9 protein-coding genes and 1 pseudogene are annotated in these 11,834 nt (G+C 36.6%); 8 read left to right on the top strand and 2 right to left on the bottom strand.

All coding sequences use genetic code 11. The annotated features are described in order from the left end of the window. Positions 1–19: 19 nt before the first annotated feature. Positions 20–406 (bottom strand): annotated as a pseudogene (locus KTHG_RS05540) (MepB family protein). A gap of 207 nt (positions 407–613) precedes the next feature. Here KTHG_RS05540 and KTHG_RS05545 point away from each other — a divergent pair. From KTHG_RS05545 to KTHG_RS05555, 3 genes are all read left to right on the top strand, one after another. Further along, positions 614–1,495 carry a hypothetical protein gene (locus KTHG_RS05545; protein ID WP_139992065.1) on the top strand — a complete coding sequence of 294 codons (882 nt, stop codon included), beginning with the start codon at positions 614–616 and terminating at the stop codon, positions 1,493–1,495. Between the two features lie 282 nt (positions 1,496–1,777). Beyond that, the gene (locus tag KTHG_RS05550; RefSeq protein WP_139992066.1) at positions 1,778–3,976 is read left to right on the top strand and encodes a hypothetical protein; all 2,199 of its coding nucleotides are present in this window, start codon (positions 1,778–1,780) and stop codon (positions 3,974–3,976) included. A gap of 197 nt (positions 3,977–4,173) precedes the next feature. Next, positions 4,174–6,678, top strand: a complete 2,505-nt coding sequence (locus tag KTHG_RS05555) for a hypothetical protein (protein WP_139992069.1) — start codon at positions 4,174–4,176, stop codon at positions 6,676–6,678. Positions 6,679–6,717: 39 nt separating this feature from the next. Here KTHG_RS05555 and KTHG_RS05560 read toward each other — a convergent pair whose 3' ends face one another. Beyond that, on the bottom strand, positions 6,718–7,752 hold the full coding sequence (locus KTHG_RS05560) for a PTS sugar transporter subunit IIC (protein ID WP_126990050.1): 1,035 nt from the start codon (positions 7,750–7,752) through the stop codon (positions 6,718–6,720). A 394-nt stretch (positions 7,753–8,146) separates the two neighbouring features. Here KTHG_RS05560 and KTHG_RS05565 point away from each other — a divergent pair, with 394 nt between their 5' ends. Genes KTHG_RS05565 through KTHG_RS05585 form a run of 5 tightly spaced genes read left to right on the top strand, consistent with a single transcriptional unit; the run spans position 8,147 to position 11,834 of the window. Next, entirely contained in the window at positions 8,147–8,716 is a 570-nt protein-coding gene (locus KTHG_RS05565) for a biotin transporter BioY (RefSeq protein ID WP_126990051.1), read from the top strand. Positions 8,717–8,737: 21 nt separating this feature from the next. Then, positions 8,738–10,090 (top strand): AMP-binding protein, encoded by a 1,353-nt coding sequence (locus KTHG_RS05570; protein WP_139992071.1) that lies wholly within the window; start codon positions 8,738–8,740, stop codon positions 10,088–10,090. After that, positions 10,075–11,202: a thiolase family protein gene (locus KTHG_RS05575; protein ID WP_139992073.1), complete on the top strand. Its 1,128-nt coding sequence runs from the start codon at positions 10,075–10,077 to the stop codon at positions 11,200–11,202. Before KTHG_RS05570 ends, KTHG_RS05575 begins: the two co-directional genes overlap by 16 nt. Continuing rightward, positions 11,199–11,513, top strand: a complete 315-nt coding sequence (locus KTHG_RS05580; RefSeq protein WP_139992075.1) for a hypothetical protein — start codon at positions 11,199–11,201, stop codon at positions 11,511–11,513. The genes KTHG_RS05575 and KTHG_RS05580 overlap by 4 nt, the downstream gene beginning before the upstream one ends. Before the next feature lie 6 nt (positions 11,514–11,519). Continuing rightward, positions 11,520–11,834: a MaoC family dehydratase gene (locus tag KTHG_RS05585; protein ID WP_139992077.1), complete on the top strand. Its 315-nt coding sequence runs from the start codon at positions 11,520–11,522 to the stop codon at positions 11,832–11,834.

Genomic DNA, 11,834 nt, shown 5'->3' on the forward strand with positions numbered 1-11,834 from the left:
CTGTGTTACGTTGCATAAATCAACAAAATAAGGCAATTGCCAATTTCCCCGGATTTGAATCCGTTCTTAGTATATTTTGTTTCAGAAGTACTTTTTTTGGAAAGATGAATTGCCCATATCGATGTTCATCTTTAAACGTTGTTATAACAAGTAAATCAGGTGCCTCCTCATAGGAAAAGGCTTGGTTTCTATTGTGGCTATCTTTTTCCTAAAACGTGACAAATTGACCGCTTTTTTTCGGTGTCTGCTTCGCCACTCTAAAACGAACAGTCATTGAAGCGATTTGAAATGCACCCGCACCATATGCAGCATTTTGCGGCTCCTCACAAATAGCTGTCAGCACCATATTATAAGCGGTATAAAGCTGTTCTGCTAATTGCGATACAATCGTCTGAAAATCTTTCATGCACTCACCTCATTTTAAATTGTATTAAAAAGTTAATGTGGTAAGTGATAACTTTTTTATAGCATCATTGGCAAAATGAATATAAAAACACTATTTCAAACCTTTTTACCCATATAAAAAGAAGGTGTAAAAAGGCATAATAGTTGTATTGATAAGTAAAAAAGCATATATTTCTACCAGTAACTATTTAAAAAAAGGAGTACTATTATGAAGAAAATCATTACATTATCATTAAGTGCTGCACTGATTACCTCAGCTGTCAGTGCACTTCCTGCTTCTGCAGAAACCACCATTACGAACCCGAGCGAAACTTCCATCCCTATGAAGTTAGCGGAAGTAAAAGATGACCAGTTTAACGAAAAAGGGGAAGCTTATTTTGCCCTTACAATTGAACAAGAAGGTTATTACCGACTTGTGGGCGATAAGACCCGTACATATGAAACCGCCATTACGACCGATCAAGCACAACTCGAAAACGCAGAATTCCAAGCCGCTTCTAAGCTACGCATGCTAAAGAAAGGTACCTATTATGTAAAAGTAAAGGGACTTCCTAATACAACATATCATTTTAAATTTGCAGAGCGTATATTTGATATGGATAAAGAATGGCCGGCTAATACAGATACCGTATCAGATGGACATGATACTAAAAATGTTAGCTACTTCCCCTTTTATGCAAATCGCCAAGTAAGTGCTACATTAAAATTAACTGAGGATAAACATATTCGTTTCTATAGTGGTGGGCGTAAAGATAATATCAAAGCATTAGTATTAAAAAATGTAGCAACAGGAAAAACATATACCGCGAAAAAGATTTCAAATTATACGTTTTCATCTAATGCGCCAAATGGTACGTATAAAGTTTCATTGTCTATGACCGATGAATTTATCGAAAATCCTTTTATTGGTAAAGCTCGCATGAGTTATACATTAGGTGAACATCTTCCATTAAATACAACTACTTCAACGGACAATACACCATTTAATACACTTACACTCAATTTGAAAAAGGATACAAAAATTCAGTTCACACTATTTAAAAGCAAGAAAGATAGATATGGACAAAGATTCTCTATTTATGATGATTAGCATAACTTAGTTAAACGTGTGCATCTTCAGAAAAATCAACATTCTCGTACTTTTACTTATACATTGAGAAAGGGGCGCTATAGTATTGTTGCGTCCGATATAAATATTCGAACATTCGTAAAAAATGAAACGAATGTCAATACAAAGTTTACGATTAAAAATAATACACTTGTTGAATTATCTACAGGAAAACTCGTGAAAGGATATCAAGTATACCAAAAAAACTTATATAAAGACGGAAAACTAACGACAGGGCGTGTTAAATACGGGAAATTCCCTAATATGAAGTTATATAAAGATGGTATCCTTCAAAGAGGCGTATATATAACGAAAAACCGAAAATACTTCTTTAAAAATGGGGTATTAGCACAAGGAATACAGTCTTTTTACAATATAGGGACAGCTACAATTTATAAAAATGGGCTGTTGATAAATGATCTTCATATTGAAAAAGATGATAAATTATATGACGGAAATACATTGAAAAAAGGAAAATTTGTTATGCTAGATTATCTGTTTGATTACGAATTTCTTTCATTGTATATCGATGGCCATTTAGCAAAGGGCTTACATAAGGGGACATACGGTAAAAATGGTGAAACGTATTTATTTGAAGATGGTAAGCTAGCAACTGCATTTTATAACGGGAAAGCTTATCTTAATGGTAAAGTATACGATAAACCTATTAACATTAAAGATACGTTTTATATTAATCATAAGCCCTATACAGGTGTCTATCCGTTTTCATCTGACGAAACAAGAGACAGTGAAATGTATGATAACGGGAAATTTCTTTATTACGTAACATTAAAAACGTATTTAGATCAATTAGAGATTATTCAGCAGTTACAGGAAGATGCCACTAACTGGAATGAAGAAGTATCAAAGCTTGTGGACATTTTAACTAAAAATATTAAAAAAATCGAGGATGGTTACGGTAGAAAACTCATTTCAGAAAATCCGCCTGAACTATCCTACGATGATTTCTATCCTTATGACGAATATGCACAAAAACAACTACTTGAAGATTTACAAAATATTAAAACGCGTCTTCAAGGAGTACCAAATGCGCACCATGCCCAAGCAGCCATTGAAAAAGGCATAAAAAGTGTTTATACCCTTCAAAATTTACATTACGAAAATGGTGCACTTCTAGATGGTGAATATGAAGGGAACTATTATAAAGAGGGAAAATTGATTGACTCGGCAATCAATCATGAACTTAGTATAGCTGAAGAAAACTATAGACGTGCTACATATGCATACAAGGACGAGATTGAGAAAGCAGAAGATAAAGAAAGTCTTACGAATGAACTACTTGAAAAACTGCTTACACAAGTAGTGGCAACACATGCGATTGCGACAGAACATAAAAATCCTGTCTATCCAAACGCACAAGCAAGTATAAGAGAAGCTCAAATGACACTTGAAAATAGTGTTGATGAATATCGCTTTATTGAAGATATGATTAAAACCTATCATCTTTCAATCGACTTGATGCCGCTTCAGCAAAAAATGAAAGAAGCCGGAAAAGCACTTGAATTAAATGTTGCACTGGAGGATATAGATACTCAGGCAGCGTATCAGACATTATCTTTAAATAAAGCCTTTAGTGGCGAATTTGATGAGCATGGCTTTGCATACTTCCAAATGAATTTACAAGATGAAGAAGGCGTCTATAAGCTTAATACGAACTATGCGATTGCAAATGAAAAAACGAATGTATGGATAAGTAAAAATGTTCAGACCTTACCGACACTGCCAGCGCTTAAATCAAAAGATAAAGAGAATTTATATTTAACTCAAGGCACCCACTATATAGTCGTTCGAGGAAAGCCAAAGCAATCATATGAGTTTGAATTAGCACAATATGATTTTAATTATAATAAGCAGGCTGTATGGCAAGTTAATGATCAACAAACTACTCCAATTGATTTGCCTTATTTCAAAAAGAAACAAGTACGTATTCCTATTGAGATAACAAACAACGAAAATATTTCATTTAATGTTTATGATGCAAGACGGTCAAGAGATTTTAAAAACATTACAGAGATGATGCTGACAAATGATGCCACTGGTAAAGTATATGTGGTGAAGGAAAAAAATAATTATGGACGTTTTTTTATAGAGTTGCCAAAGGGGAAATATACATTAACGTATACGCCACCTGAGAATGTCTACGGTAAAGGCGGTGTTTTAAATTGGGTAACATATACACCGATTTCTCTTTTTAACAGTAAAGATGTCACGACTACTAATAATGTTATTGTGATGGAAAAGGATACAAAATTCACTTTTGATTTAATGCATATGCAAAATGGTTATAGCGCATATTTTTATTTATATGATGAGCATTTTAATTTAATTAAAAAAGTCACTTCAGATAATATGAATTCAATGAGAAACTTTACGTACACTATTAAAAAAGGAAAATATTATTTGAGATTATCATCATTTAAGATGTCAGCAACCGCAAAATAAACCACCAAAAAAGCTAGCGCACCGGGCGCTAGCTTTTTTTATAGTATAGATATCATCATTTGGAAAATAAATACAAAAACACTATTTTAAATCTTTTTACCCATGTTAAAAGAAGGTGTGAAAAGGCATAATAGTTGTATTGATAAGCAAAAAAGCACATATATCTACCAGTAACTATTCAAAAAAGGAGTACTATTATGAAGAAAATCATTACATTATCATTAAGTGCCGCACTGATTACCTCAGCTATCAGTGCACTTCCTGCTTCTGCAGAAACCGGAGCCAATCTAACTTCAAAATTCAAACTAAAAAAGAATACACTTGTTTATAGAACTAACGGAAAAATTGTAAAAGGCTATCGAGTATATAAAGAAAAATTATATAAAGACGGAAAGCTAACGACAGGGCGTATCAAATATGGGAAAGCCCCAAATATGAAACTATATCGAAATGGGATAATTGAAAAAGGACTTTATATCACAAAAGATTATAAATATGCATTTAAAGATGGGGTTTTAATTAAAGGCACTTACAAACAAGAGTCACAAACAGGGATAGACCTTATTTTCAAAGATGGAATTTTATCGCATTATATCGAGTTGAAAAATGATGGACCTTCTGATAAGGAAGAACCTAAACTTTATGATAATGGAAAACCTTATAAAGGGAATTATGTGTTAAGTAGTTATCAATATCAACCCTACGACGAACCGACGAGCAGCTATTTAAGACTATTTATTAATGGGAAATTAGCTACTGGATATAAAAAAGCTATGTATAAGGGTGAAACTTATTTATTTAAAAATGGGGTAGCTGGAGACGGGGAATATGGTTATTTACCCTTCTATTATAACGGCAAGGTATATGTAGCAGGGAAACCATCTAGTAAATATGTAACGATAGATGACAAGTTATATTATAAGCACAAATTATTTACAGGTGAAAAAGGTGACCGTTACTATAAAGATGGTATTCATCACTATTATTTAGTAACCAAAAAATACGAAGATAAAATACAAGAAGCAACGGCTTTAAAAATGCAAATCGGCCAGCAATCTAATGAAGCCGTTGCTACATTGCTAAAGGAAAAGGTTGCAGAAATACTTAGTTATTTAGACAATAAAAAAGGACGTATTTATGATGATTATGGCCATACCGAGTATGATGATGTAGGGTCTGCTAAATATGAAACGCCATTAAATATTCCATATACAATAAAAAAACAACTAGAGGAAATAGATTCAATCACAAAGCAACTAGACGGAGCGGCGGAAGAAACACATATACTACTACAACAACGTATCAAAGACACGTATAAACAATTCGATTTATATTATGAAGATGGTGCATTATTGGATGGGGAATATGAAGGGAACTTGTATAAAGAGGGCAAATTACTTGGAGCACTATTAAATATTGCTTATCTTAAAACAGGGACATCCTTTTTAAATTATGATTATAAACGAATTGTTTCTCAAAAAGACGAATTAGCGATTAAAGCACAATTACAAGACTATATAGACGCTGCAACCAAACAGCTACAGGCGGCGAATACCATTTTAAAAGCATCCCAAGACCCAGATTACCCTAAAGTGAATTTATATACAGATTCTGCAACTAAAGAAATAAATAATAGTTTATCAACATTCCGTTTTATTAAGAATATTATGAACAGCTATGAAGCTACTGCAAATTTAACGAACTTACAAGAAGCCATGACAGAAGGCTTTACGCTAATAGGGAAAAATATCACTTTCAATGAAGTGGATGCAGAAGCTGTTTATCAAGACATCAAATTACTAGAAGTTCAAGATGGGGCATTTGATGATAAAGGATATGCTTATTTTAAAGTCAATTTAACAGAATCAGCAGGTAATTATACATTTGCTGGTAATAACGATATAAACTCTTATACAATATTTGCTGCATCCACACCTAATAAGCTCAATATTTCTCAGCAGTTAGGCGGAAAAGAATTACGCTATTTAGAAAAAGGAACGCATTATATAGCGGTGAAAGGCCAACCGAATGACCGTTATCATTTCAAAATACAGCGCCGTACGTACAATGTAGAGACCATGCGTACACTTACACCCGCTCTAAGAGAATTTGATCGAGTAAATGTAGCAAAAGTGCCAATTTATCAAACAAATCAACCGAGTGTACCGATGCAGTTAACAACGAATCAATATATTCAATTTTTAGCATTACCTTCTGATTATCGAAAAGTTTTCGATACACTTGAAGTTATCAATGCCCTTGAATTGAAAAATGAACAAACCGGACAAACATATACAGCGAAAAAGCTATCTGCTTATCGTTTTGCGCTTTTTGCACCAAATGGAACCTATCGGGTTTCGTTAAAATCAGCAAGGCCATCAATCGGTCAGCACGTGGCACTTCGTTATTTCTTATCTCCAACACTTGAATTGAATAAACCATTTTCTAGTAGTGATGGTGTACGTAATAAATTTACATTTATTGCGGATAAAGAGATGAAAATGCAATTTACACTTTCTGATGAATACACAAGTAGTGAAGACCAAACGTTTAAGTTATACAATGCCCATGATGAACTTGTTAAAAAAATGACATTGAAAAAAGGCGAAAAAACGCGTATCTTTACGTTTAATGTGAAAAAAGGGAACTATTATGCACGTTTAGATGGCAATCGCGTTCACGTAACAGCAACCGCAAAATAAACCACCAAAAAAGCTAGCGCCCTGTGCGCTAGCTTTTTATTATTCAAAATCAACTTTATAATCTTCTGATTTAATCCAATTTAGCTTTTTATCAAAGATTTTTAGGAATGTTAAATTTAATACGACTGGTAAAACGATGAATAGCATAACTGTCACAATGACATTATAGCTTGTCCAGCCTTCAAGTGATAAATACTTTAATGGACCAACGAAGCCCGCAAGGCCAAAGCCTGCTGAGTATGGGTCACCGACGATTCGGAAGACGCCAGCAAGTGCACCTAAAATACCTGCTGTTAGAATGGCTGGAAAGGCAATTTTTGGTTTCATAAAGAAGTTACGCATTTGAATTTTTGCCGAAGCGATATGAGCAAGTGCTGTACCGAAGTTATTCGCACGGTACGATGCAATCGCCATCCCAACGCCTGATGCACAGACACCAAGATTTGCGGCACCAGCGCCGATACCTGACAGCATAATAACCGTTGCGACACCAATTGTTGAAATCGGCGATAAGATTAAAATAGAGAAAATCATCGCAAGCAAAGCACCCATTAAGATTGGTTGTAGCTCTGTTACATATTCAATACCGACACCGACATAGTCAGCACCATTTTTAACATATGGCAAGATGATCATACCGATAAACCCTGGAATAAACATTGATAGTGCAGGCATCGCCAGCAGCGTCCATTCTTTTAGTTTTGTACCTAGGAATTGAACGAATACCGTAGCAAGTGCAGCGGTAATCCCGATATTGATTACAACGCCGATACCGGCCATTTTCATACCGTCATCTGTAAAGCTTACAACACCAGAACCAACCATTGTAGCAAGGCCGATTGAACACATTTGAATCGGTGTTAATTTAAATTGGATACCGACCATCACGCCGATAACAAGTGGTAAGCAGCTCATTGCGAGCACTGATATATTTAAAATCGTTGGAAGGATAGGAACGTTTGGATAATGTGCGATAATCAGTTTTAAAATTTCTCCGACAAGGGCGTTAGGGATTAAACAAACAACAATCCCAAGGCTCATGCCTGTAAGAAGTTTACTAAAAAAATCTTTCATAAAATCATTTCCCTTCGACTACGTTTCTTTTAAGAAGTAAGTAGCGCTTGTTTTAAGTGTTTTTAGTATAGAAAGAATTTAATTGTCCGTCAATATTGAATTTTCTATAATTTTCTGACAATTTACCTCAGTTAGCTTGTAAGCGTTTTCTATTAGCATATTACCGTTAAAATGACGGGTATTTTTTATTGGTTTATGCAATATATCGCATATGAAAATAGCTAAATTTTTCAGTTTAGTTAACTTTGTATTATTTTATGTTGACTTATCTAGTCTATTTTCGCTATTTCGCTACTTTTTGCATTTATTTGAGTTAACCATTTAAAATTTTATGTTTACTAAAAATGCAATACCTTGTATGATTACTTTAGATTCTTGCAAAGGGGATAGGAAAATGACAACAAAAGAAATGGTTTACGCGGCGTTATTCGCGGCATTACTAGGGGTATTAGGAATGATTCCACCAATTCCGCTTGGTTTTATTCCAGTACCGATTACACTTCAAACATTTGGCGTAATTTTAGCAGGGTGTTTCCTTGGTAAAAAAATAGGGACAATTAGTATGGTGCTATTTATTGTACTCGTTGCACTTGGCCTACCATTACTATCGGGCGGACGTGGCGGAATTGGCGCGTTAATGGGCCCATCAATCGGTTATATTTTGAGTTGGCCATTCGCCGCCTTTTTCATCGGATATTTCACTGAAAAGGCATGGTCGACATTAAATCTTTGGAAAGTTATTGGAGTTACGCTTGTATTCGGGGTGCTTTTCATTAATATTGTTGGCGCACCTATTATGGCAATGATTACACATACATCAATTGTTGGGGCATTAATGGGTGGCTTAGCATTTTTACCAGGTGACTGTATAAAAGCCGTACTTGCTGCGGTTGTCGCTGTCCAACTAAAAGCTGTTAGTCCAATTAATACCGTTGCTTTACGACACGTCGTACGAACGCATTAATCATTAAAAAGGAGGGATGATATGCATTGTATAACACCTATTTTGGGACAACCTAAAGAAAACATCGCTATCGTAATGGGGGATAAAAAAATTGATTATCAGACATTACAGCGAGATATCGCACAAATAGCACATACATTTCAATGTTCACAGCAGAAAAAGGTTGCACTTGATATGCCCAATGGTTATGACTTTCTTAAAACATTTTTAGGTGCAGTTGCTGCAGGGGTAGTACCTTATCTACTCGATCCGAAATGGAGTGCGCATGAGAAACAAGAAATTCTCAAAAATCATTTGTTAGACTGTATTATTACCGCTCCATTAAATGAACAACCAAATGATACATACGAATTACGAGAAGCATCATCTCTTTTTGTCGGGTTTACTTCGGGTACAACAGGCATGCCGAAAGCCTATAAACGGACGCATCTCTCTTGGATGGAAAGCTTTCGTGTAACAGCGAAAGCTTTTTCTCTTGAAAATACGAAGCATTACTGTGCCCCTGGGCCTCTTGTACACTCGATGACACTATTTGCGGCGATGCAAGCATTTGTTGAAGGAAAGACCATTCATTTACAAACTAAATTTAATGCCAAACAGGTTCTTACGACGTGTCAAAAATATCCGAATACCGCGCTATTTGTCGTACCCACAATGCTTGAAGCAATGGTACAGACCGGTCTTCAAGCTACGATTGATGCCATTGTTAGTTCTGGTGCAAAATGGCAAGATGATTCCAAAAAACGACTGGCGAAGATTTTTCCACATACTGCGCAATATGAATTTTTTGGTTCCTCTGAAGCAAGTTATATTAGCTATTCTGACGGAACAAAGCCTGATACGGTTGGCCGCTTCTTTCCTACGGTTGATTATACAATTCGTGATGAAGCCTTTCGTGAAGTTGAGGAAGGGCTTCTCTATATTAAAAGCCCTATGATTTTTAGTGGTTATGTAGACAATCCAAAGGCTACTGCTGAAATTTTTCATAATGGCTGGCTAAAGGTAGGAGATATTGTAACGGTGGATGAAACAGGCTATCTTACCATTAAAGGTAGGGCAAAAAATCGTATTATTTCTGGTGGTTTAAATATTTTTCCAGAAGAGATTGAGCAGTTATTATCTAACCATCTGGCGATTGAGGAAGTGATGGTTTGTGGGCTAGAGGATCGCTATTGGGGAGAGAAAGTGGTGGCCTTGATTCAGTGGAGCCACCAGCCACTGACATATGATGCGTTAAAACATTATTGTACGCGCTATTTAGCAGTCTATAAATTTCCTCGAGAAATCGTGACCGTCCCTCGATTTTATTATACGACGAGTGGAAAAATCGCACGTCAAAAAATGAAGGAGGCATTTCTATGTCAGAAGTTGTGATTGTTTGGGCAAAACGTACACCAATTGGGCGGGCCGGGGGGCAATTTCATACCCTTGAGCCAAGTGATTTAGTTGCTCCGTTATTAAAGCAGGCTATCAAAGATACGGTAGGCGATGCTTCATTAGTTGACGATGTAATGATAGGGAATGTAGTAGGACCTGGCGGTAACGTAGCACGTGTGAGCCTATTACAAGCAGGGTTTCCTGTAACCGTTCCCGGTGTCACAATTGACAGGCAATGTGGTTCTGGACTAGAAGCCATTATGCGTGGCTTTGAAGCAATAAAAAGTGGACAAGCACAAATAATTTTAGCAGGTGGTGTAGAAAGTGTTAGTCGCGCTCCTTGGAAAATGGTTCAACCGACAAGACCTGGGGCAATGCCTACGCTCTATACGCGGGCTCCTTTTACCCCTGCTGCTTACGGAGACCCTGATATGGGCATAGCTGCCGAAGAAGTTGCAGCACGTTATCAAATTACGCGAGAAGCACAGGACTATTACGCCTTTTCAAGTCATCAAAAAGCAGTGACGAGTCAACGAACGGGTCGCTTTAACAAAGAGATTTTACCACTACAAGGCGTTATGACTGATGAATGTCCACGTGCGGATACCTCAGTTGAAAAATTAGCACATTTACATCCTGTTTTTCTTCCAGAAGGCACCGTAACTGCTGGGAATGCTTGTCCCCTAAATGATGGAGCGGCAATTGTTATGTTAATGTCACACGAGGCATGCCTACATTATAAATTGACCGCCTATGCGACCATTGTAGATGCTACGGCAGCTGGTGTCATGCCGGATATTTTAGGAATGGGTCCAGTACCAGCAACACAAAAACTACTCGCCCGTCAGCAGTTACAAGTGACAGATATTGATATTGTCGAGTTTAATGAAGCGTTTGCTTCACAAGTACTTGCTTGTCTCCAACAATTAAAGATTCCACAACATCTTGTCAATATTGGGGGAGGCGCATTGGCACTTGGTCACCCATACGGGGCATCGGGCGCTATTTTAATTACGCGTCTCGTTCATGAATTAAAAAAAGGACAACGTGGGCTTGCTACTCTTGGAATTGGCGGTGGGATGGGGCTCTCGATGTTGGTGACGCGATGAACGAATGGCATGCCTCCCTCTCACAAGTGCAAGGATATCAACGTTTAATGGGGATGCCTTTATCTAAAGAAATTCCGTTAAGTATATTACCAACCATACTAGGAGAAGCATTTCCGACAGGGTGGATCCATTTATCACAGCAATGTGAAAAAATGACTTCATTATATGCAGATACATTTTATAACTGGACGATTACAGATAAGCATTTAAGCATTACGTCAAAAGGAAAAACTGTCTGTCAATTAACGGTTGCGCTCTCACGTAATAAACAGGTTGTAGCAACCGTTGTCATGACATTGATGAAAGGATAATTAAATATGGAATGGCTAATTACACGTCAAAAAGTTCAAGCATTTTCGGCGTTAAGTGGTGATGATAATGCCTTACATCATGATGCAACCTTCGCTCAACAACTAGGATTTGAGCAGCCAATTGCACATGGTATGTTATTAATGGCACTTGCAGAAGGCGCATGGCAACAGCGTTATGAGGTTTATCCAACAACAATGCGATGTCAATTTGTCTATCCAGTGCCTATTCCATCAGTGATTACTGTACGATTAACAAAAAAAGAAATACACGCTTATAATGCAGAACAACTCGTTTTGCATGTAGTATTTGAGGAGGAATGA

The organism is Kurthia sp. Dielmo (assembly GCF_000307285.2).
Lineage (GTDB): Bacteria > Bacillota > Bacilli > Bacillales_A > Planococcaceae > Kurthia > Kurthia populi.

What these genes read in the sequence shown, in the direction of transcription:
- KTHG_RS05545 (WP_139992065.1), top strand. Translation starts at nt 614, where the DNA reads ATGAAGAAAATCATTACATTATCATTAAGTGCTGCACTGATTACCTCA.
- KTHG_RS05550 (WP_139992066.1), top strand. Translation starts at nt 1,778, where the DNA reads ATGAAGTTATATAAAGATGGTATCCTTCAAAGAGGCGTATATATAACG.
- KTHG_RS05555 (WP_139992069.1), top strand. Translation starts at nt 4,174, where the DNA reads ATGAAGAAAATCATTACATTATCATTAAGTGCCGCACTGATTACCTCA.
- KTHG_RS05560 (WP_126990050.1), bottom strand. Translation starts at nt 7,752, where the DNA reads ATGAAAGATTTTTTTAGTAAACTTCTTACAGGCATGAGCCTTGGGATT.
- KTHG_RS05565 (WP_126990051.1), top strand. Translation starts at nt 8,147, where the DNA reads ATGACAACAAAAGAAATGGTTTACGCGGCGTTATTCGCGGCATTACTA.
- KTHG_RS05570 (WP_139992071.1), top strand. Translation starts at nt 8,738, where the DNA reads ATGCATTGTATAACACCTATTTTGGGACAACCTAAAGAAAACATCGCT.
- KTHG_RS05575 (WP_139992073.1), top strand. Translation starts at nt 10,075, where the DNA reads ATGTCAGAAGTTGTGATTGTTTGGGCAAAACGTACACCAATTGGGCGG.
- KTHG_RS05580 (WP_139992075.1), top strand. Translation starts at nt 11,199, where the DNA reads ATGAACGAATGGCATGCCTCCCTCTCACAAGTGCAAGGATATCAACGT.
- KTHG_RS05585 (WP_139992077.1), top strand. Translation starts at nt 11,520, where the DNA reads ATGGAATGGCTAATTACACGTCAAAAAGTTCAAGCATTTTCGGCGTTA.